Source organism: Rathayibacter sp. PhB186 (assembly GCF_003751825.1).
In the GTDB taxonomy this organism is placed as follows: Bacteria; Actinomycetota; Actinomycetes; order Actinomycetales; family Microbacteriaceae; genus Rathayibacter; species Rathayibacter festucae.
Genome location: NZ_RJKO01000002.1, coordinates 377,325 through 398,859 on the forward strand (window position 1 = coordinate 377,325; position 21,535 = coordinate 398,859).

A 21,535-nucleotide genomic window follows, 5' to 3' on the forward strand; every position below is an offset into this window, starting at 1 on the left:
TACTCGATCAGCACGCAAAGCCGCTGCGCGGACGACTCGATCAGCATGGACCGCGGAGACCGCAGGTCCTCCGCCGGTCGAGTAGCCCGCAGGGCGTACCGAGACCTCCGTCTGCACGACGGTGGATCTCGATACGCCCGCTCCGCGGCCTACTCGATCAGCATGAAGCGCCAGCCGGTCAGCGTGCGACGGCCGGAGGGCGATGGCCGAAGGCCGAGCCGTATCCGGCGAAGCGCGTTGCAGCGCTTCGCCGTCGGCGGACGCACGACGCTCTGCGGAACGCGACCACCCCTGGAGGCCGACCGCGCCGAGCCGGGCAGGGACCGGCTCGGAAACGAACTCAGAACCAGGAGCTCTCGCGGACTTCCTTCATGGCGGCTCGTCGGTCGTCCTTGGAGAGGCGGTCGAGGTAGAGGCGGCCGTCGAGGTGGTCGCACTCGTGCTGGAGGGCCTGCGCCATCAGGCCGTCGCCCTCGAGGACGACCTCGTTGCCGTCGAGGTCGGTGCCGCGGACCTTGGCGTGCGGGTAGCGGATCGCGGGGTACCAGAGGTTCGGCACGGAGAGGCAGCCCTCGTCGACGGGCTCCGGCTCGCCGCTGAGCTCGACGATCTCGGGGTTGAGGATGTAGCCGACGACGCCGTCGACGTTGTAGCTGAAGGCGCGGAGGTTGACGCCGATCTGCGGGGCGGCGACGCCGGCGCGGCCGGGGGTGCGCACGCTGTCGACGAGGTCCTCGACCAGTCCGCGGATCCCGTCGTCGACGGTCTCGATCGGGGCGGACACCGTCTTCAGGACGGGATCGCCGAAGATCCGGATCTGGCGTTCGGTCATGCGGTGCGCTCCCTCAGTGCCTCCTCGGCGGAGAGGAGGGCGTTCTCGACGACTTCGCTCGCCGCGGGGTGCGGCCAGTACTGGCTGCGGGCGAGGCCGCGGATCCCGACCCCCGCGCTGGCGGCCTGGACGAGCGGCTGAATGAGGATACTCGCCTGCGGGCCCATCAGGTGCGCGCCGAGCAGCTCGCCGTCGAGTCCGACGACGAGGGTGCAGATGCTCGAGTCGTCCTCCATCGCCCAGCCGTAGGCGGTGGAGCCGAACTCCTGGGTGACGGCGACGACGTCGATGCCGCGCTCCCCCGCCTCCTTCTCCGTGAGGCCGAAGTGCGCGATCTGCGGGTGCGCGAAGATCGCGCCGGGCACGGGAGCGAGGGTGTTCGAGATCATCTCGCCCGGGTGCAGGAGGTTGTGCGCGACGAGCCGCGCCTCGTGGTTGGCGACGTGCTTGAGCTGCCACTCCGAGGAGACGTCGCCGAGGGCGAAGAGCCCGGGGACGACGCGCCCGCCTGAGAGGACCCGCTGCTCGTCGTCGACGACGACGCGGCCGTCCGGGTGCAGGTCGATGCCGACGGAGGCCGCGGCGATGGTGTCGCTGTTCGGGTCGCGCCCGGTGGCGACGAGGATCGTGTCGGTCTCGACGCGCGAGCCGTCGTCGAAGGTCGTGACGAGGCCGCCCGGAGTCGCCTCGACGCTCTCGGCGGAGACGCCGGTGCGGACGTCCCAGCGCTCGCGCGCCAGCGCGGTGAAGCCGCGGGCGATGCCCTCGTCGAGCGAGCGGAGCAGACGGTCACCGCGGACGGCGACCGTCACCGCGGTGCCGAAGGCCGAGAAGATGTGGGCGAACTCGACCGCCACCGCACCGCCGCCGAGCACGAGCATCCGTGCGGGAAGCTCGTCGATCCGCATGATCGAGTCGGAGTCGTGGATCCGCGGGTCGGGCTCGTAGGCCGCGAGGAGCGGACGCGGACGCGAGCCCGCGGCGACGACCACCTGCGGTGCGCTGATCCGGACGCCGCTCGCGCTGACCAGCACGTGCGGCCGGTCGCCGTCGCCGAGCGACTCGAAGCCGAAGCTCTCGCGCAGCACGGTGACGTTCTCGGACCGGTTCGCCCGGTAGTCGAGGCCGCCGGCGCTGATGGCGTCGGTGCGGCCGAACACGCGGTCGCGCACCTCGGCCCATTCCGGCCGGGCCACGCGGCCGTGCACGCCGACCCGGTCGCCCTGGTCGACGTCGGTCACGATGTCGGCGACGTGCACGAACATCTTGGTCGGGATGCAGCCGGCGTTGAGGCAGGTGCCGCCGAACCACTCGCCGTCGTCGAGGATCGCGACGCGGGAGCCGGCCCACTCGGGGCCGACGATCGAGTTCCCGGAGCCGGCGCCGAGCACGATCAGATCGAACGTCAGGGTCTCCGTGGAGTCGACCGCCACGGCGTCCTGCAGAACCGCGTCAGGCACGACGGACCGGGATGCCCTCGACGACGAGCGCGGCGAGCAGGCGCGCCGCCTCCTGGGTCGCCGGGCGCAGCTGCTCCCACTTGACGACCGAGCCGGCGGCGAGCACCGGGTCGTACGGGATGCGGACGATGTCGCGCACGCGCGAGCGGAAGTGCGACTCGATCTCCTCGAGCTTCACCAGGCTGGTGCCCTGCGTCGCGGTGTTCAGTGCGACGACGGCGTTCCGGACGAGATCGCCGTAGCCGTTGGCGTCGAGCCAGGTCAGGGTCTCGGAGGCCAGGCGCGCCTCGTCGACGCTGCCGCCGGAGACGATCACGACGCTGTCCGCGCGCTGCAGCGTCGCGCGCATCACGGAGTGCACGATGCCGGTGCCGCAGTCGGTGAGCATGATCGAGTAGAAGCGCTCGACGAGGTCCGCGACGACGTTGTAGTCGTCCTCGTCGAAGGCCTCGGAGAGCTGCGGGTCCGTGTCCGAGGCGAGCACGTCGAGCCGGGTCTCGTCGCGCGAGACCATCGTCGAGAACTCGGTGAACCCGGTCACGCCGGCGGCGCGGTTGACGACGTCGCGGACGGTCGAGCGGGTCTGCTTGGGGACGCGCTCGGCCAGGGTTCCGCGGTCGGGGTTGGCGTCGACCGCGATGATGCGGTCCTCGCGCGAGTCGGCGAGAGCCATCCCGAGCAGGGTCGTGACGGTCGTCTTGCCGACGCCGCCCTTGCGGGTCATCACCGGGACGAAGCGGGTGCCGCCCTCGAACTGGCGGCCGATCCGCTCGTCCATCGCCTTCCAGGCCTGGACCTTCGCGGAGTCGCCGAGGTTGACGGTGTGGAAGGTGAGGCCGTAGACGAAGCGGTTCCAGCCGCCGGTCGGCGCGGGCCGGGTCTTGCGGTTGACCTCGAGGAGCCGGTCGGGAGTCAGCATCGACGCGGACTCGGGCGCGGAGGACGACCCGCCGGTGCCGGACTCGGCGCGGAGGCGGTCGCGCCGGGTGACGCCGGGAGCCGGATCCGCGGCAGCCGTGTCGGACTCGCGCTCGATCTCCGGGGCGGGCTCGGCAGGACGCTGCTCACCGCGACCGCGCGGCCGCTCACCCGCGTCCTCGGGGAGCACCGACACCTCGTCGCGCGAGGCGATGCCGGCCGAGACGGGCCGGACGGCGCCCGGTGCGTCCGGGATGCCGAGGCGTCCGACGTCGATCGTCGGGTCCTCCACGGGTGCCGGAGCGCTCGACCGACGGCGCGCCGGAGCCGGGGACTCCAGCCGGATGCCGTCGGGGATGCGGGTCGGAGCGGTGTCGCTCGCGCGCGGGGCGTACTGCTCGGAGTCCCGCGCCGCGTCGAGCGCCGTCCGCGGAGTCGGGCCGGTGTCGAGATCGGGCTGGTCGTCGTTGCGCTCATCCATGCGAACGAGCCTCCTTCCGCTTGCCGCCAGTGTACCGACGGGCCCGGCGGCGCACGGGGGCTCGGCTCCCGTCCTCGCGCCTGCTAGGTGCCGAGTGGAACCGTGTGCAGGGAACGGTTAGGTTCTCCCACCCGGAGGAAAGTAAAGTACTCAGCCATGCATGTACTCAGCGTGAGCTCCCTCAAGGGCGGCGTCGGCAAGACCACCGTGACGCTCGGCCTTGCATCCGCGGCGTTCTCGAAGGGCCTGCGAACGCTGGTCGTCGACCTCGACCCGCAGTCCGACGTCTCCACCGGCATGGACATCAACGTCGCCGGTCACCTCAACATCGCCGACGTCCTCACGTCGCCCAAGGAGAAGATCGTCCGCTCGGCGATCGCGCCCTCCGGCTGGACGAAGGAGCGCCAGGGCACGATCGACGTCCTGATCGGCAGCCCGTCCGCGATCAACTTCGACGGACCGCACCCCAGCATCCGCGACATCTGGAAGCTCGAGGAGGCGCTCGCGAGCGTCGAGGCCGACTACGACCTCGTCCTGATCGACTGCGCGCCCTCGTTGAACGCGCTCACCCGCACGGCGTGGGCCGCGAGCGACCGGGTCGCCGTGGTCACCGAGCCGGGCCTGTTCTCGGTGGCCGCCGCCGACCGCGCGCTGCGCGCGATCGAGGAGATCCGCCGCGGTCTCAGCCCGCGCCTGCAGCCGCTCGGCATCATCGTCAACCGCGCGCGCGTGCAGTCGCTCGAGCACCAGTTCCGGATCAAGGAGCTGCGCGACATGTTCGGCCCGCTGGTCCTCAGCCCGCAGCTGCCCGAGCGCACCTCGCTCCAGCAGGCGCAGGGCGCCGCGAAGCCGGTGCACGTCTGGCCGGGCGAGAGCGCGCAGGAGATGGCGCACAACTTCGACCTGCTGCTCGACCGCGTCATCCGCACGGGGCGCATCGGCGAGCAGGCGGTGCCGGCGGCGACGAGCTAGCCCGGCGAGGTCCGCGCACGGCGTCGCAGCCTCGGCTGCGGCGCCGTCGCTGTGTGCGGGAGCGGGTCACGCCGGAACGCCGGCGTCGGACGGCGGGTCTGCAGGCCCGGCGTGCTGGGGACGGTGGGTCTCGATACGCCCCTCCGGGGCTACTCGACCAGCATGTTGTGCGGGCGCCGCGCGGCAGGGAGCGATCGACCGCAGGAGGGGCGGGTCAGCCGACCTTGCGGGAGGCGCGGCGGCGGGCGAGCTCGTCGGAGGGGTCGACGGACTGGTGGTCGAGCTCGACGAGGCTGGTCTCGACCTCGCGGAGGACCTTGCCGACGGCGATGCCGAAGACGCCCTGGCCGCGGCTGAGGAGGTCGATGACCTCGTCGTTCGAGGTGCAGAGATAGACGCTCGCGCCGTCGCTCATCAGCGTGGTCTGAGCGAGGTCGTCGACGCCGGACTCGCGGAGCTGGTTCACGGCGGTTCGGATCTGCTGGAGGGAGATGCCGGTGTCGAGGAGGCGCTTGACGAGCTTCAGCACGAGGATGTCGCGGAAGCCGTAGAGGCGCTGGGTGCCGGAGCCGGAGGCGCCGCGGACGGTCGGCTCGACGAGCTCGGTGCGCGCCCAGTAGTCGAGCTGGCGGTAGGTGATCCCGGCGGCCCGTGCAGCGACGGCTCCGCGGTAGCCCGCGTCGGCGTCGAGGTCTGGCAGTCCGTCGGTGAAGAGGACGAGGTCGCGCTGGCCGCTGACGTCGCGGCTGACTTCTCTCATCCCTGTGCCTTCCGGATACGAACGCCGGTCGCTCCGAACGCGCTCCCTAAGCTACCGACCCGGGGATGCCGAGTAAACGACATCCGCTCTTCCGGGAGGGCGTGTCGTCGGCCCGGCCCGGAGATCACGAGCGAGCGAGCCGCGAGAGCGCGCTGCGCACCATGGCCTCGCGGATGGTGCCGAGGTGCGCGGCGAGGCCGATCGCGTTCTCAGCGGCGCCGGCCGATCCGGACGCGTCGCCGCGGCGGGTGCTCGAGGCGACGACGCTCTCGATCAGCGACATCTCGCGCTCCACGGCGATGCGGAGCGGGCGGAGGTGGCGCGGCTCGATGCCCGAGCGGCCGAGATCGACGAGCGCCTTGAGCGTCGTGACCGCCTCCTCGCCGAAGACGTCCCCACCGCGGACCAGCCCGGCGGCGATCGCCTCGCGCACCAGCGCCGGGCTCGCTCCCGATTCGCTCGCGAGGCCGTCGCGGGTGAGCCGGGTGGCGGGGGCCAGCAGGGAGGGGGCGGCGCCACCGGCACCGGCGGGGAGGGACGGCTCGCGGCCGGCGTCGACGTCGTCGAGGTAGCCGCGGATCACCTTGAGCGGCAGGTAGTGGTCGCGCTGAAGCGCGAGGATCATCCGCAGGCGCTCGACGTCACCGGTGGAGAACTTGCGGTAGCCCGAGTCGGTGCGAGCGGGCGAGACGAGCCCCTGCTCCTCGAGGAACCGCAGCTTCGACGGCGTGACGTCGGGGAACTCGCTGGTGAGGTGCGAGAGGACCTGGCCGATGCTCAGGAGAGCGGCCGGGCCGGACGGGAGTGCGCGAGCGGCCGAACGACCCACGGCTACGCGTCCGGAGCGGCGACGAGGTCGGCGCGGGACGCGTAGAAGGTGAGGCGGAACTTGCCGACCTGCACCTCGGAGCCGTCGGTGAGGATCGCGGACTCGATCCGGACACCGTCGAAGTAGGTGCCGTTCAGCGAGCCCAGATCGCGGACCTCGAACGAGGTGCCGCGGCGCACGAACTCGGCGTGCCGGCGCGAGACGGTGACGTCGTCGAGGAAGATGCCCGCGTCCGGGTGCCGGCCGACAGTCGTCGAGTCGATGTCGAGCAGGAAGCGGGCCCCGGTGTTGGGGCCCCGACGGACGACGAGCAGGGCGGAGCCGGAGGGCAGAGCGCCGACGGCCTCGGCCTCCTCGCGGGACGCCCGGTTGTCGAGCGCCGCCAGCTGGGCACCGATGTCGTCGGTGAACGTGAGGGTCGTCTCCGTCGACGGCTCGACGGGAACGGACGGATCTGCGGATGACGCTCCGCGCACGGACTCGACCAAGACGTACCTCCTCGCTATCCCCTCAGCGTATCGGAATCGGAGGGCCCGCCGGTCGCCCCTGACGCTCCGTCGACCCCCAGGACGAGGCCTCGGGTCTGGACCGCGTAGACGATCCCCGCCCACCAGTAGAGGAACGCGCCCCAGAGCGCGAAGGCCCACGCGACGGGGAGGGACGCCGGGGCCAGCGCCGGGAAGGCCTGCCCGAGCATGATCAGCGGCAGCGCGTAGAAGAGGCAGAACGTGGCGAACTTGCCCAGGTGGTGCACCGGCAGCGGTCCGTAGCCGTGGTTCGCGAGGATCACGGCGAGCACCACCAGCATCAGATCGCGCGCCACCAGCACGGCCACCAGCCACCAGGGCACCAGCTCGCGGACGGCCAGCCCGATCACCGTCGCGAAGATGTAGAGGCGGTCGGCGGCCGGATCGAGGACGGCGCCCAGGCGCGTGATCTGGTCGAAGCGGCGCGCGATCCAGCCGTCGAGGTAGTCGGTGAGGCTGGAGAGGACGAGCGTCAGCAGGGCGAGCGCGTCCTCGCCCTCGATGATGAGCACGAGGAACACCGGCACCAGTGCGAGCCGCACCATGCTGAGGATGTTCGGGACCGTCCAGATGCGGTCCTCCGCCGCGCGCGCCATGCCGGGAGCCCTCGTCAGCGCTTGTCGCGCCAGACGCGCTCGAAGGGGAGCCGCCAGGCGTGCGGGGCGATCAGCTGGTGGATCGCGTTCGGACCCCACGATCCCGGCGCGTAGAGGCGCACGGGCGGCGGGTCCTGCAGGAGCGGCGCCGACACCTCCCAGAGGCGCTCGATGCCCTCGGCGGTGGTGAAGAGCGTGTGGTCGCCGCGCATCGCGTCGAGGATCAGCCGCTCGTAGGCCTCGAGGGCGTCGCCGGCGCGGTCGGTCTCCTGGAGCGCGAACTGCATGCTCAGCTTGTCGAGCCGCATGCCCGGGCCGGGGCGCTTGCCGTAGAAGGACAGCGACACCTTGGAGGCGTCGGCCAGGTCGAAGGTCAGGTGGTCGGGGCCGTGCGCGCCGACGCCGGAGCCCTGCGGGAACATGCTCTTCGGCGGCTCGCGGAAGGCGATGGAGATGATCCGCTGCCCCTCCGCCATCCGCTTGCCGGTGCGCAGGTAGAACGGCACCCCGGCCCAGCGCCAGTTGTCGATCTCGCACTTGAGGGCGACGAAGGTGTCGGTCTCGGAGTCGGGCGCGACGCCCGGCTCCTCGCGGTAGCCGATGTACTGGCCGCGGACGACGTTCTCGGGGTTCAGCAGCCGCATCGAGCGGAAGACCTTGTTCTTCTCCTCGCTGATCGCCTTCGGCTCGAGGGCGGTCGGCGGCTCCATCGCCATGAAGGCGAGGACCTGGAAGAGGTGGGTGACGACCATGTCCTTGTAGGCGCCGGTCGACTCGTAGAACTCGGCGCGGCGGTCGAGGGTGAGCTTCTCGGGGATGTCGATCTGGACGTGATCGATGAAGTTGCGGTTCCAGATCGGCTCGAAGAGGCCGTTGGCGAAGCGGAAGGCGAGGATGTTCTGCGCCGGCTCCTTGCCGAGGAAGTGGTCGATCCGGAAGATCTGCTCCTCGTCGAACGTCTCGTGCAGCTCGGCGTTGAGGACGACGGCGCTCTCGAGGTCGACGCCGAAGGGCTTCTCCATGATGATCCGCGAGCGCTCGACGAGGCCGGCCTCCGCGAGCATGCGGACGACCGAGAGGGCGGCGCGCGGCGGGACGCTGAGGTAGTGCAGGCGGCTGACGTCCGGGCCGAGCACCTTCTCGGCGTCGGTGACCGCCTTCGCCAGCGCGGCGGGGCCGGCGGACTGCGGGACGTAGCGGAGCTTGGAGGCGAACTCGTCCCACTGGGCGGGGGTCAGCGAGCGGCTGCCGAACTCGTCGTAGGCGAGCTTGGCGAAGGCGCGGAAGGACTCGTCGTCGTGCTCCTCGAGCGAGGTGCCGACGATCTGCAGGTCGGGTGCGAGCGAGGACAGCGCCAGGTGCGCCATGCCCGGGATGAGCTTGCGGCGGGACAGGTCGCCCACGGCCCCGAAGAGGACGACGACGTGAGGGGCGGCCTGCTCGGTCTGGACGGCGGGGGCGGGAGGTGCAGGGGTCACGGTCACCCCTCGATCATTCCATTCCGCCGCGTGACAGTGGCGTCATCCGCCGGACACGCGCCGCCGCTAAGGTCGTGCCGTGCCTCCGATCTCCGACGCGCCAGCCGCGACCGCAGCACCCGCCTCCTCCGCCACCTCCGCCGACGGGACCGTCGCGCCGCCGATGGACGACCGCATCCGCGGCGACGTCCATCTGCTGGGCGAGCTCCTCGGCCAGGTCCTGCGGGAATCGGGCGACGACAGCCTCTACACCGACGTCGAGCGGCTCCGCGCCCTGACGATCGGCGCCTACGACAGCGGGCACCCGGACGAGCTCGCCGCGGCGGAGGAGTTCGTCGCGTCGCTGACCGCCGAGCGCGCCGAGGAGGTGGCGCGGGCGTTCACCTGCTACTTCCACCTCGTGAACGTGGCGGAGGAGTTCCACCGCGTGCGGGTCCTGCGCCGCCGCGACGCCGACGCCGGCGCCCAGCGGCCCGAGGACTCGATCATCGCGTCGATGGCGACCCTCACCGACGAGCTGGGCGAGGAAGAGGCGTTCGAGCGCCTCTCGCGCCTGGAGTTCCGCCCCGTCCTCACCGCGCACCCGACGGAGGCGCGCCGCCGCGCGGTCTCCTCCACCATCCGCCGGATCAGCGCCCTGCTCGAGCAGCGGGACGACCCGCGCACGGGCGGCGTCGTGCTGGTCGAGAACCGCCGGCGCCTGCTCGCCGAGGTCGACACGCTCTGGCGCACGGCGCCGCTGCGCGAGTCGAAGCCCAGCCCGCTCGACGAGGTCCGGACCGCGATGAGCGTGTTCGACGAGTCGCTGTTCTCCGTCCTGCCGCGGGTCTACCGCCGGCTCGACGACGCGCTGCTCGGCGACGCCTCCGGCACCCGCAAGCCGATCGCCCCCGCGTTCGTGCGCCTGGGCACCTGGATCGGCGGCGACCGCGACGGCAACCCGTTCGTCACCGCCGAGACGACCCTCGAGGCCGTCGACATCGCCGCCGAGCACGTCCTGATCGGGCTCGAGCGCGTCGCCCGCCGGGTCGGCCGCTCCCTCACGCTGGACGCCGGCACCACTCCCCCGTCGGCGGCCGTCGAGGCGCTCTGGGCCGCAGGGGTCGAGAAGGCGCCCGAGCTCGCCGCGGTCATCGCCGAGCGCTCGCCGAGCGAGACCCACCGCCGCGTCCTGCTCTTCACGGCGGACCGGCTCGCGGCGACCCGTTCCGGCGGCGCGCTCGCCTACGGCTCCGCCGCCGAGCTGCTCGCCGACCTGCGGACCCTGCAGGACTCGCTGATCGAGGCGGGCGACGTCCGCTCGGCCTACGGCGACCTGCAGGACCTGCTCTGGCAGGTGGAGACCTTCGGCTTCCACCTCGCCGAGATCGAGGTGCGGCAGCACTCGAAGGTGCACCGCGAGACCCTCGCGGCGGTCCGCGCCGGCGGTGAGCTCGACGAGCGCAGCATCGAGGTCCTCTCGGTCTACCGGGCCATCGCGACGATCCAGGAGCGCTTCGGCACCGACGCGGCCCGCCGCTACGTCGTGTCGTTCACCCAGTCGGCCGAGGACCTCAAGACGGTCTTCGACCTCGCCGAGGCGGCGACCGACGGGAACCCGCCGATCATCGACGCCGTCCCGCTGTTCGAGACGTTCGCCGACCTCGACGCCTCGACCGACATCCTGGCCGAGATGATCCAGCTGCCCCAGGTGCGCGCGCGCCTCGCCGCGACCGGGAACCGGCTCGAGGTCATGCTCGGCTACTCCGACTCCTCGAAGGACGTCGGCCCCGTCTCGGCGACGCTCGCGCTCTACGACGCGCAGGCGCGCATCGCGAAGTGGGCCGAGGACGAGGGCATCGTGCTCACGCTCTTCCACGGCCGCGGCGGCGCCCTCGGCCGCGGCGGCGGACCGGCGAACCGCGCGGTGCTCGCGCAGCCGCCCGGCTCGGTCGACGGCCGCTTCAAGCTGACGGAGCAGGGCGAGGTCATCTTCGCCCGCTACGGCAACCCGGACATCGCCACCCGGCACATCGAGCAGGTCGCCGGTGCCACGCTGCTCGCCTCCTCGCCCTCGATCGGCGAGCGCAACGCGGGCGCCGCGGACCGCTTCCGCGACGTCGCCGCGACGATGGACCGCGAGTCGCGCCGCCGCTTCTTCGAGCTGGTCAAGGCCGACGGCTTCGCGCCCTGGTTCGCCCGGGTCACCCCGCAGGAGGAGGTCGGCCTGCTCGCGCTCGGCTCGCGGCCGGCCCGCCGCGGCCTCTCGGTCGAGTCGCTCGAGGACCTGCGGGCGATCCCGTGGGTCTTCGCCTGGACCCAGGCCCGCGTCAACCTGACCGGCTGGTTCGGACTCGGCAGCGCCCTCGAGGCGGTCGGCGACCTGGACGAGCTGCGCACCGCCTACGAGACCTGGCCGCTGTTCACCACGATGATCGACAACGTGGAGATGTCGCTGGCGAAGACCGACGAGGGCATCGCCCGCCGCTACCTGGCGCTCGACTCCCGCGACGACCTCGCCGGTCTGGTGCTCGACGAGATGGAGCTCACCCGCCGCTGGGTGCTTTCGATCACCGGCGAGGAGAGCCTGCTCACCGGGCACCGCGTGCTCGGGCGGGCCGTGCGGCTGCGCACGCCCTACGTCAACGCGCTGTCGCTGCTGCAGCTGCGCGCGCTCCGGGCGCTGCGCACGGATCCGGGCGGCTCGGGCACCGAGCAGAACCAGCGGCTCCTGCTGCTGGCCGTGAACGGCGTGGCCGCCGGCCTCCAGAACACGGGCTGATCCAGCTCGCCGCGGGACTCCCGCGCGAACGACGGAACCCCCGGCGGCCTGAGCGGCTGCCGGGGGTTCCGTCGTCGTGCGGGTGGAGCGGTGCGGATCAGATCTGCGCGCCGTGGTCGAACGTCTGCGGGGCGCCGGACTCCTGCGCGGCCTTCGCCTCCTCGTACTGCTTGCGAACGGCGACCATGTCGAGGCCGCGGACCTGCTCGAGCAGGGAGTCGAGGGCCGGGGCGGGCAGGGCACCGGGCTGCGCCATCAGCGGGATGCCGTCGCGGTAGACGACGAGGGTGGGGATCGACGAGATGCCGTAGCTGCCGGCGAGCTGCTGCTGGTCCTCGGTGTCCACCTTCGCGAAGGTCACATCGGGGTTCTTCTCGCTGGTCGCCTCGAAGACGGGGGCGAACTGGCGGCACGGGCCGCACCACTCCGCCCAGAAGTCGATGAGGACGATGCCGTCGGAGACGGTCTGGTCGTGGGTGTCGAGAGTCATCGCTGTCGTGGCCATGAGGGATGCAACCGACCCGATCCGCGCGCTATTCCCGGGCTGCAGGAGGGGCTGCGGGCGGGACGGCGTCGAGCAGGTCGAGGAGGGTGCGCGGGCCCAGAGCCGTGGCGCCGAGCTCCTCGATCCGGGCGACGAGGCCGCGGTCGGCGGTCACCACGCGGGCGGTCGGCCCGATCGCCGCGACGCGCTCGACGATCGCGTCGTCTCCGGAGCCGGCGGCGCTCTCGACGCTCAGCCGTCCGCGCGGAGCCGCGTCGACCGCGTCGGCGGTGCGTGCCGCCCGGGCGTCGCCCTCGAGGACGACCGCGATCCGCGGCCAGACCGTGTCGGCCTCGACGGCGAACAGCGAGCCGGGGACACCGAGTGCCGCGAGGCGCCCGAGCGCCGCGACGAGGCGCTCCGCCGCGCCGGCGCGGTCGCGCCACCAGCCGTCCGGACGCGAGCCGACGACGTTGGCCGCGTCGACGACGAGGACGCACGGCTCGGTGTCGAGGGCGCGCAGCTCGCGCCAGGAGGCCTCGAACCCCGGGTGCAGCGGGAGCGCGTCGACCTCAGCCGGCGGGACCCAGCGCAGCTCCTGGCTCTCGGCGTCGGCGATCCGCGGGGTGAAGTGCTCGAGGGCCCGGGCGACGACGGTGGTGTAGCTCCAGGGGCCGATGGTGACGACGCGGGAGAGGACGGGCACGACGATCCCGTCGGGCACTCCGGCCTCCTCGACCGATTCGCGCAGGGCGCCCTCGAAGGCGGTCTCCTCGGGGTGGCGGGCGCCGCCCGGGAGTCCCCAGGTGTCGCCGAAGTGGCTCCAGGTGGCGCGGTGCTGGAGCAGGACGCGGCCGTCCGGGTCGCGCAGCAGCAGCCCGGCGGCGCCGAAGCGGCCCCAGAAGCGCCGCCCGTCGCCGATCTCGACCCAGCCGTCGCCGAGCGCGGCGTCGAAGGGGTGGCGCGGAAGCGCTCCGCCGTCGGCCGGGCCGTCGCTCGTCATGCGCTCCAGCCTTCCACATCGCGCCGACCGTCCCGGACCGCCCGCCGCCCAGCACCGAGTCGCTCACCGGCTCGGATCGTGCACCTGGCAGAATCGACGGATGCGCCGCTCGAGGATCCTCCTGCCCGCGACGCTCGCCTGGCTCGGCGTGATCGCCCTGATCACCCTGACGCCGGCGCCGTACCCGGCCGGTCAGCCCTCGGCGCTCGTCCGCGGGATCATCGCGTTCCTCGCCTCCACGCCGCTGACCGCCTGGTTCACCTTCGACGTCGCCGAGTTCGTCGCCAACGTGCTGATGTTCGTGCCGCTCGGCGCGCTGCTCGCGCTGCAGCTGCCGCGGCGGCGCCGGCTGCTCGCCGCGCCGATCGGCCTCGGCGTCTCGGTGATCGTCGAGACGATCCAGCTGCTCGCACTGCCCTCGCGCGTCGCGGACGTGCGCGACCTCGTCTCGAACGGCACCGGCGCGCTCCTCGGTGCGCTGCTGGTCGTCGTGCTCGCCCGTCTCCCGCTCCGCCCCCGGAAGGACCGCACCGCCCATGCCCGCTGACACCCTCGTCGTCCTCGGCCGCCCCTCGCTCGACACTCCGGCGCACGACGCAGGCTCCGCATCCGTGCTCGATGCGACCGGTCGGGGCGGGCTGGACGTCACCGACCTCGGCTTCACCCGCGGCGACGGGGTCTTCGAGACCATCAACCTGGTCGACGGGCGGCTGCAGGCGCTCGACGCGCACCTCGACCGGTTCGACAACTCGGCGCGGATGCTGGACCTGCCCCGCCCGGATCGCGCCGCCTGGCGGACGGCGATCGACGAGGCGGTCGCCGCCCACCCGCGGGTGCCCGAGGCGATGGTGAAGACGATCCTGAGCCGCGGGGTCGAGGGCGACGGACGGCCGACCGGCGTCGTCTTCGTGCAGACGAGCCCGGACTTCGGGCCGGCCCGCCGGGACGGCGTGCGGGTGGTGCTGCTCGACCGCGGACTGCGCTCCGACGTGCAGCACACGTCGCCGTGGCTGCTCGCCGGCGCGAAGACGCTCTCCTACGCGGTCAACCGGGCGGCCTCGCGCGAGGCGCTGCGGCGCGGGGCGGACGACGCGCTGTTCGTCTCCAGCGACGGCTTCCTGCTGGAGGGGCCGACCTCGAACCTGGTGCTGCTCGCGGGCGGCGAGCTGGTCACTCCACCGCCGAGCCTGGGGCTGCTGCCGGGGACGACGCAGGCGGACCTCTTCGCGCTCGCAGGCGGGCTCGGGCTGGGCACGGCGGAGCGCCCGCTGCGGGCCGAGGACCTCGCGGCGGCCGAGGCCGCCTGGCTGGTCTCCAGCGCCCGGAACGCCGCGCCGATCCGCGCGGTGGACGCGCAGGAGCGCCGCGTCGACCACGAGCTCACGGCCCGGATCAACGCGGCGCTCCTCGCGCGCTAGGGGCGGCCGCTCGGACCGGCCCGCTCAGGCGCGACCGCTCAGACCTGGTCCTCGACGTCGGCCGCACCGCGGTGCAGCAGGCCGCCGCGCGTGTAGTCCAGCGCCGGGTCGGGGCTGCCCTGCACGCGCTCGTCGGCCGCCTCGTCGTTGATCACGGCGGTGACGATGCCGCGCCAGTCGGTGCCCTCGGCGACGGCCTCGTCGGAGCCGACACGGCGGGTGACGAAGACCGCTTCGCCCTCCTCGCCGCTGTGCGAGATGATCGCGAGGACGCCGACCGCGCGGCCGTCCGGGTGGCGGACCTGCCACTCCTCGTGACCCGACGGGACCAGGAGGAACTCGAGTCCGGCGTGCGGGAAGGGGCTCTCGCGCAGCTCGGACGGCGAGCCGCTGTGCTCGGGCGCTCCGCGGGTGGGGACGCCCTCGCCGGTGTCCTCGCCGTAGCTGTGGTACGTGCTCATGGTGAACCTCCTCGGTCGGCGGCCGGTGAGGCCGCGGATCCCTCGTCGATGGGACCACCCCCATCATGGCTTCGTAGACTGGACGGATGCAGATCCCGGTGACCGGCTCCGTCCGCGTGGATGCCTGGCTGTGGGCGGTCCGCGTGTACAAGACGCGTTCCGCCGCCACGACGGCCGCCCGGGCCGGTCACGTCCGGGTGAACGGCGAGCGGGCCAAGGCCGCGCAGACCGTGAAGGTCGGCGACGAGGTCCGCGCCCGCATCGGCGGCTTCGACCGCGAGCTCGTCGTCCGCGGCCTGATCGTGAAGCGGGTCGGCGCGCCGGTCGCGGCCGAGTGCTTCGAGGACCGCACTCCCCCGCCGCCGCCGCGCGAGGCGGCCCCCGCGATCATCGAGCGCGACCGGGGCGCCGGCCGCCCGACCAAGCGCGATCGGCGCGAGATCGAGCGGCTCCGCGGCTTCTGACGGCACCTGCTCACCGGTCTCGCGCTCGGCCCGTGATCGCGCGCCACCGCTCTGCGCGGCGGCTCGGCGGATTTTTATGATGAGGGCATGTCAGTTCTCTCAGCTCCGATCCTGCGTCTGGCAGCATCGATCCCCCTCCCCCGATCGACGCGGCGGGACCGTGGACGAACGGGGCGAATGAGCGCAGCCGTCGCGGCGATCGCGGTCGTCAGCGTCCTGATCTCGGGGAGCGGGGCGTCGGCCGCGCCCGGCGGCGGCTCACCGGCTGGCAGCGAGCTGCCGCCCGCCTCCTTCAGCCTCGTGAAGAGTCCGAGGACAGGTCTCGTCTACAAGGCGTGGGAGGTCGCTCCGGGGATCGCGGTCGCCACTCAGCCGAGCGGTGTCGGGGGGATGGCGATCTCGCCGAAGGGCCTGCGGACCCAGCGGCTCGTGAGCTCCATGCTGTCCGAGCTCCTGACGGCGGAGCCGTCGAAGAGCCTCGTCGAGGTGGTGCCGGACCTCCTCGGGGCGAGCGAGGTGAAGGGCAACAGGTTCCTGCAGGTCAACGGCGACGTCTCCGACATCCGGGTCCTCGTCGTCCCGGGGGACAGCTGGTCGTCCTCCCGTCTGAGCAGGGAGCACGCCATCACTGGAACCGGGTCCGACTCGTTCCTCACCTTCGACCCGGACCGCATCTCGTCGTACTTCGATGAGGAGACCGGGCAGATCCGCGCCTTCTCACCGACGGCGACCTTCGCCCACGAGCTGTACCACTCGGTCCAGGCGCTCGCCGGCGCACAGGTCGGGAAGGAGTTCAAGCTCTCGATCCCCACCCCGGTGCGCAGTGGCGACCTGGGGACGCCCGGCACTCCGGAGAAGGATCAGCGGGTCTTCAGCCTGGTCGACGAGCTCGTGACGCAGGGAGGACCGCGCGGTCTCGCGGCGGTGAAGGACTGGCTCCTGAGTCCCGACCCCGCAGATCCCGGGGAGGAGGCTGCAGCGGAGTCGGGGCGCGACGACTCCTACGGGGAGGCCCACTTCGCGCGGGGCCCGAATCCGTTCCTGAACTTCGCACTGATGCGGGCGACGACGGAGGAGCAGGGCGCGGAGAGCGGACCCGAGCACGTCCGCGATGCTCTCGGGCGTCGAACGCGAGCCCTCGACCGGCTCGTGACGCAGCACCCCACCGAGATCAGGATCGCCGAGGAACTGCACATCCCGGCCCGCGCCGAATACGAGCCGATGGTGCGGAGGAACGGCGCCGGGACGCTCCTCAACAACGTCGGGTCGTTCGAGAAGGCCGGGCCGATCGGGCACATCGACCTCATGGATCCGCTCAGGTCCCCCTACCTCCGATGGGAGACGACCCTCGCCGCCGTCTGGTCGCGGACGAACAGCCCCGAGGAACCGGCACCGGCGGCCGCGGACGTCCTGTGCGTCCTCTGCGACCTGAGCCCGAGCGCCGTCGACGGCGCCGGCTCGACCGCGGCCCGCCCGAGGACGGTCCCGGGTCCCGCTCCGGAGGGTCCCGCGCCGGAGGAGGAACCGTCGCCCGAGGAGAGACCGGCTGCGGAGACGGGCCCGCCCGGGCAGGAGCAGTCGCCTTCCGGGAAGGGCCTGGCGCCGGAGGCGGGTCTGGCGGACGACGCTGCGGCGGCTCGGATGGCGGCGCTGGCGGAGCGGTTCGGCGGGGAGTACGTGCCTGTTGAGGCGCGGGCGAGCGTGTGGAAGGGGTTCGAGGCGACGGCGTCCGAGCTGATGCGGGGCTCGGTCGGGAGCGGCGAGGGCATCGCGAACGCGGTGTTCGCCGTGAAGGGACTGGTCGATGCGTTCAGCGGGGACTCGGACGCGCTGACGGACGCGGTCGCGGTCTCGGGGGTGGCCTCAGTGGTGGTCCCGGAGATGGGTCCGCTCGCGGTGGGGTTGGGGACGGTGCTGAACCTGCGGAACTTCGCCGAGACGGAGGACGGGTTCCAGCTGGCGGAGGCGGTCGTGGGTCTGGTGGCACTGGCGTTCCCGGAGCTGGGTCCGGTGGCGCTGGTGATCGCGATGCTCGATCTGTGGCTGCGCGGGTCGGACCCCGCGGAGTGCGAGTCACCGGGGCAGAAGCTGATCGACGCGTTCCAGTGGCCGGCACACGAGGCGCTGTCGCGGATGACGCGGGTCGCGGCCGAGAAGGAGCTGACCGCGGTGCGGCTGGCGCAGGACCAGATCGCCTACCGGGCCCGGTTCGCGCAGTCGCGGATCGTGCTGGATGCGGTCGCGCAGGGGTACACCGCGGAGACGCTGCCGCCGTCCGTGCAGGGCGCGATCGACGACATCCAGGTCGCCGCGAACGAGGCGCTCCAGCTGACCTGGCAGGCGGGCTTCCAGGACCTGCGCAAGACGATCCGCGTGCTCACCGATGAGGTCAACGCCGGGAAGACCTTCACCGACTTCCGTGCGCAGTGGGTCGAGTCGGTGAACGAGAAGGGAGGCCTGACCCAGTGCGGGTCCGTCAAGCACACGGTCTCGGTGGACGAGCTGCCCTCGGTGAACACGCGTCCGATCGACCCGGACGCCTATCACGGCGCCGCGGAGGCGCAGTTCGGGTCGATCACGAACGAGACCCTGGACCTGTACGAGCACGCCGAGAACAGCCTGCGCCTGTTCGACCCGTCGAAGAACGCCCTCGTCGTCCCCTCCGTCGACCCCGTCGAGGTGGTCCATGCGATCACCCGCACCGACCTGCCGACCGCCTTCACCACCACCGGCGGGCGCTCGGCGGAGCAGACGGTGTCCCTGCTGAAGGGCACGGGGACGGCGGTCACGTTCGTGAGGGTCACCGACGAGGCGACGGGCGCCGTCGTCTGCGGTGCGCAGAAGGTCGACCAGGAGGGCCTCTGGCGCTGCGATTCCGGGCCGACCCCGTTCCAGGGACCGGGGACGACCCGCGAGTACCGGCTGTGGACGTCTCCGACCGACAGCGGGGAGTACACGCGCACCGAGCACCTGCTCAGCATCAGCACCGCCGGTGCCGCGACGACCGTCCCACTCGCGTTCGACGACCTCCACGTGAACGGACGCACTGTCACCGGAATCGTCCCCGCAGGCACCTCCGTCGTCCTGCGGCATCTGCCTCCGGGGATGTCCGAGGGGTACGGCGACGGTCCGGACCTCTCCGACCCCGTCACCACCGGCGCCGACGGCGCCTTCACACTGACCCTCTCCCCGGAGGCGGCCGGCGGACGGACGCAGATCGTCGCCGCTCGTCACGGCGAGGTGATCAGCCTCGCCGTCGATCTCGATCGGCCCGCCGCGCCCGCGCCGGCGTCAGGGCCCTCCGTGACCGCTCTGCGCACCACGATCTCCGCCGGGAGTCCGACGCTGACCCTCACGGGTGCAGGCTGGCCGATCACCACCAGCGTCGGATTCCGGCTCGACAGCGGAGCACGCTTCACCTCCGTCGTCACCGACGAGCACGGCGCCTTCGTCACCGAGGTCACTCTTCCTCCCGCGCTCGCGACGCCGGGCAGCCACACCCTCACCGCGAGCGACACCGGCACGACGAACACCGTCCGCACCGTCACGATCGTCGTCACAGGGTGACGTGGACGGGTCGCATCCGTCTCGTGCTGGTCGAGTCGCCGCGCAGCCGCGTATCGAGCGGCGAAGCCGCTTCGCGTCTCGGTGGTGAGCGAAAGGGACGCGGCTGCGCCGCGTCATGCTGGTCGAGTAGCCCCGCCAGGGGCGTATCGAGACCCGCCGTCACCAGCACGGCGGTATGCAGGCTCAGGTGCGGACGGTGGTGGATCTCGATACGCCCGCTCCGCGGGCTACTCGATCAGCATGAAGACGCCCGCTCCGCGGGCTACTCGATCAGCATGAAGACGTCCGCTCCGCGGGCTACTCGATCAGCATGAAGGCGGGCCGCTGCCTGAGCTGTTCGATCAGCAGGGAGAGGGAGTCTCGGCGCTCAGGGAGCGAGCGCGCGCGCCCGCTCGAGGAGGTCCTCCGCGACCTCGTCGAGGAAGCGCTGCTGCAGGGCGTCGCCGACCTGGACGAAGGCGATGTCGGTGAAGCCGGCCTCGATGAAGGGGACGACACTCTGGGCGAGCTCGTCGAGGTCCGGGCCGCAGGCGATCGACTCGGCGACGTCCTCCGGGCGCACGAACTGGCTGGCGCCGGCGAAGCCGGCCGGGGTGGGCAGGTCGGCGTTGACGGACCAGCCGCCCGCGAACCAGCGGAACTGCTCGTGCGCCAGGGCGATCCCCTGCTCCTTGTCCGGCGCCCAGCAGATCGGGATCTGCCCGATCGAGCGCGACGGAGCGGCGTCGGCGCCGCGGACGGCGGTCCACTGCGAGATCAGCTCGGCCTCGGGCTCGGTGGTGATCAGGTGGTCGCCGAGCGGGGCGAAGCGCTCGATCGACTTCTCGCCCGAGACGGCGAGGCCGATCGGCACGGGCTTGTCCGGGAGGTCCCAGATCCGGGCGGAGTCGACGCGGAAGTAGTCGCCCTCCCAGGTGACCAGCTCGCCGGTGTGCAGGGCGCGGATGATGTGCACCGCCTCCTCGAGCATGTCCTGGCGTGCGGAGACGGCGGGCCAGCCCTCGCCGACCACGTGCTCGTTCAGGTTCTCGCCCGAGCCGAGGCCGAGGAGGAAGCGGTCGTCGGAGAGGATCGCGAGCGTCGCCGCCTTCTGCGCGATCACGGCGGGGTGGTAGCGGATGGTCGGCGCGGTCACGTAGGTGGCGAGCTCGATGGTCGAGGTCGCCTGCGCGACCGCGCCGAGCATGGTCCAGGCGTAGGAGGCATGGCCCTGCTCAGTCAGCCAGGGCGAGTAGTGGTCGCTCGAGACCGCGAACTCGAAGCCGTGCCTCTCGGCATCGACCGCGTAGCCCACCAGCTGCTTCGGGCCGCTCTGCTCGGTCATCAGGGTGTAGCCGAATCGCACCATCGTCCGCCTCGTTCCGCTCGTCGTCGTCGTCGTCGCCGTGCCGGAGGGCAGGCGTCCATCGTTCGGCTCCATCGTCGGGCGGGGACGGGTGCTGCCGACAGCCCCTTGCCCGCCGTGCGGGGGCGGGCTAGCGGCGTCGCGCGTCAGACGAAGCGGACGCGGTTCTGGACGCGGGTGCGGACCTCGAAGGACTCGCCGTAGCCGCCGAGGCGCGGGTCGTCGGTGCCGGAGCGCAGCAGCTGCGGGAGGAGGGAGCGGCGGAGGAGCACGTCTCCCGCGTGGCGACCCCGCTCGACCTGCTCGTAGGGCTGCTCGAGGGCGTCGTCGGGGACGACGATCACGCTCGCGGAGAAGCGGACGCCGAGCTCGCGGCCGAGGCGGCGGGCGGCCTTCGAGAGCGAGGCGAGCGGCTTCTCGTCCTCGGCCAGGCCGGCACCCTCGACCTCGCCCTTGCGCAGGCGGACGGGCTCGCCCCAGTCGGCCGAGGTCAGGGCGAGGAGGCCGGACGGGCCGAGCACCAGATGGTCGATCTTGACGCCGCCGTCGCCGACGGCGACGTCGTTCCAGATCGTGAAGGCGATGCCGAGGGCGCCGACCAGGGAGGCCGTCGCCTCCTCCGCGTGGGCCTTGGCCAGCCAGGAGCGGACCTCGCGGGGGGCGGAGCGCACCAGCGCCGGGTCGAAGGGGTCGTCGATCTCGACGCCGCGGCCGACCCACTCGCGGACGAGGCGGAGGTAGTACTCGCGAGCGGCGCCACCCGGGTGGCCGTAGGAGCGGGCGCGCACCGAGGACGCGGTCTGCTGGCGGGGCGAGCCGGTGTACGGCGCGTGCGAGGAGGCTCCGGGGGCGGGCGCTCCGCGGTCGTAGTCGACGCGGGCGCCGGCGCTGCCGATCCGCTCCCAGGCGACCTGCACGGCGTGGAACGAGGCCGCGTCTCCCCCGGTGTCCGGGTGGGTCTCGCGGAGCAGGCGGCGGTAGGCGCGCTTGAGCTCGTCCTCCGACGCGCTCGCGGGGACGCCCAGCACCTCGTAGGGGGTGCGGGCGGCGTGGCTGTCTGGCATGTGCTTCCGGAGGGTCGGGGGCGGCGGGTGAACGCCCGGTCTCCGAGCATATCGACGCCGCCCGGGCGCCCGGTGGGAGCGCGCAGTGCGCACGCTCCACGGCGCCCGGGTGCGG

At 72.6% G+C, this 21,535-nt stretch carries 19 protein-coding genes; 6 read left to right on the forward strand and 13 right to left on the reverse strand.

Annotated features, from left to right (window positions below; genetic code table 11):
- Window positions 1-340 precede the first annotated feature (340 nt).
- From def to EDF45_RS09425, 3 genes are read right to left on the reverse strand one after another with little or no spacing between them, the layout of a single operon-like run.
- Complete coding sequence (gene def / locus EDF45_RS09415) at window positions 341-832, reverse strand: peptide deformylase (protein WP_123446123.1); 492 nt, start codon at window positions 830-832, stop codon at window positions 341-343.
- The gene (locus EDF45_RS09420) at window positions 829-2,292 is read right to left on the reverse strand and encodes a mycothione reductase (protein WP_260312096.1); all 1,464 of its coding nucleotides are present in this window, start codon (window positions 2,290-2,292) and stop codon (window positions 829-831) included. The genes def and EDF45_RS09420 overlap by 4 nt, the downstream gene beginning before the upstream one ends.
- Window positions 2,285-3,691, reverse strand: a complete 1,407-nt coding sequence (locus EDF45_RS09425) for a MinD/ParA family protein (protein ID WP_260312097.1) — start codon at window positions 3,689-3,691, stop codon at window positions 2,285-2,287. Before EDF45_RS09425 ends, EDF45_RS09420 begins: the two co-directional genes overlap by 8 nt.
- A gap of 156 nt (window positions 3,692-3,847) precedes the next feature.
- Here EDF45_RS09425 and EDF45_RS09430 point away from each other — a divergent pair, with 156 nt between their 5' ends.
- Window positions 3,848-4,663, forward strand: a complete 816-nt coding sequence (locus EDF45_RS09430) for a ParA family protein (RefSeq protein ID WP_123446122.1) — start codon at window positions 3,848-3,850, stop codon at window positions 4,661-4,663.
- 214 nt (window positions 4,664-4,877) lie between these two features.
- On the opposite strand, the gene EDF45_RS09435 is transcribed toward EDF45_RS09430, so the two are convergent.
- From EDF45_RS09435 to zwf, 5 genes are all read right to left on the reverse strand, one after another.
- Window positions 4,878-5,423: a MerR family transcriptional regulator gene (locus EDF45_RS09435; protein ID WP_123446121.1), complete on the reverse strand. Its 546-nt coding sequence runs from the start codon at window positions 5,421-5,423 to the stop codon at window positions 4,878-4,880.
- 124 nt (window positions 5,424-5,547) lie between these two features.
- Window positions 5,548-6,252 (reverse strand): MerR family transcriptional regulator, encoded by a 705-nt coding sequence (locus tag EDF45_RS09440; protein ID WP_123735901.1) that lies wholly within the window; start codon window positions 6,250-6,252, stop codon window positions 5,548-5,550.
- A gap of 2 nt (window positions 6,253-6,254) precedes the next feature.
- Complete coding sequence (locus EDF45_RS09445; RefSeq protein ID WP_279392406.1) at window positions 6,255-6,740, reverse strand: FHA domain-containing protein; 486 nt, start codon at window positions 6,738-6,740, stop codon at window positions 6,255-6,257.
- 14 nt (window positions 6,741-6,754) lie between these two features.
- Window positions 6,755-7,375 carry a CDP-alcohol phosphatidyltransferase family protein gene (locus EDF45_RS09450; protein WP_123735902.1) on the reverse strand — a complete coding sequence of 207 codons (621 nt, stop codon included), beginning with the start codon at window positions 7,373-7,375 and terminating at the stop codon, window positions 6,755-6,757.
- 14 nt (window positions 7,376-7,389) lie between these two features.
- Window positions 7,390-8,853: a glucose-6-phosphate dehydrogenase gene (gene zwf, locus EDF45_RS09455; protein ID WP_123704898.1), complete on the reverse strand. Its 1,464-nt coding sequence runs from the start codon at window positions 8,851-8,853 to the stop codon at window positions 7,390-7,392.
- A 163-nt stretch (window positions 8,854-9,016) separates the two neighbouring features.
- On the opposite strand from zwf, the gene EDF45_RS09460 reads away from it, so the two are divergent.
- Window positions 9,017-11,614, forward strand: a complete 2,598-nt coding sequence (locus EDF45_RS09460; RefSeq protein ID WP_123736012.1) for a phosphoenolpyruvate carboxylase — start codon at window positions 9,017-9,019, stop codon at window positions 11,612-11,614.
- Window positions 11,615-11,711: 97 nt separating this feature from the next.
- Here EDF45_RS09460 and trxA read toward each other — a convergent pair whose 3' ends face one another.
- Together trxA and EDF45_RS09470 are read right to left on the reverse strand one after the other, a co-directional pair.
- A complete protein-coding gene (gene trxA / locus EDF45_RS09465; protein WP_123735903.1) occupies window positions 11,712-12,119 on the reverse strand; it encodes a thioredoxin in 408 nt (135 codons plus the stop codon).
- Between the two features lie 28 nt (window positions 12,120-12,147).
- Window positions 12,148-13,101: an NUDIX hydrolase gene (locus tag EDF45_RS09470; protein WP_123735904.1), complete on the reverse strand. Its 954-nt coding sequence runs from the start codon at window positions 13,099-13,101 to the stop codon at window positions 12,148-12,150.
- A 100-nt stretch (window positions 13,102-13,201) separates the two neighbouring features.
- Between EDF45_RS09470 and EDF45_RS09475 the strand changes: the two genes are divergently transcribed.
- The gene (locus EDF45_RS09475; protein WP_185020138.1) at window positions 13,202-13,648 is read left to right on the forward strand and encodes a VanZ family protein; all 447 of its coding nucleotides are present in this window, start codon (window positions 13,202-13,204) and stop codon (window positions 13,646-13,648) included.
- On the forward strand, window positions 13,638-14,519 hold the full coding sequence (locus EDF45_RS09480) for an aminotransferase class IV (protein WP_123735906.1): 882 nt from the start codon (window positions 13,638-13,640) through the stop codon (window positions 14,517-14,519). The genes EDF45_RS09475 and EDF45_RS09480 overlap by 11 nt, the downstream gene beginning before the upstream one ends.
- 38 nt (window positions 14,520-14,557) lie before the next feature.
- Here EDF45_RS09480 and EDF45_RS09485 read toward each other — a convergent pair whose 3' ends face one another.
- Window positions 14,558-14,980 (reverse strand): hypothetical protein, encoded by a 423-nt coding sequence (locus EDF45_RS09485; RefSeq protein WP_123735907.1) that lies wholly within the window; start codon window positions 14,978-14,980, stop codon window positions 14,558-14,560.
- Between the two features lie 86 nt (window positions 14,981-15,066).
- Here EDF45_RS09485 and EDF45_RS09490 point away from each other — a divergent pair, with 86 nt between their 5' ends.
- Window positions 15,067-15,444: an RNA-binding S4 domain-containing protein gene (locus EDF45_RS09490; protein ID WP_123446113.1), complete on the forward strand. Its 378-nt coding sequence runs from the start codon at window positions 15,067-15,069 to the stop codon at window positions 15,442-15,444.
- Between the two features lie 177 nt (window positions 15,445-15,621).
- Complete coding sequence (locus EDF45_RS09495; RefSeq protein ID WP_123735908.1) at window positions 15,622-19,011, forward strand: hypothetical protein; 3,390 nt, start codon at window positions 15,622-15,624, stop codon at window positions 19,009-19,011.
- A 367-nt stretch (window positions 19,012-19,378) separates the two neighbouring features.
- On the opposite strand, the gene EDF45_RS09500 is transcribed toward EDF45_RS09495, so the two are convergent.
- Both EDF45_RS09500 and EDF45_RS09505 read right to left on the reverse strand, forming a co-directional pair.
- Complete coding sequence (locus tag EDF45_RS09500; RefSeq protein WP_123446112.1) at window positions 19,379-20,359, reverse strand: TIGR03557 family F420-dependent LLM class oxidoreductase; 981 nt, start codon at window positions 20,357-20,359, stop codon at window positions 19,379-19,381.
- A gap of 143 nt (window positions 20,360-20,502) precedes the next feature.
- Window positions 20,503-21,420: a J domain-containing protein gene (locus EDF45_RS09505; RefSeq protein ID WP_123735909.1), complete on the reverse strand. Its 918-nt coding sequence runs from the start codon at window positions 21,418-21,420 to the stop codon at window positions 20,503-20,505.
- Window positions 21,421-21,535 lie beyond the last annotated feature (115 nt).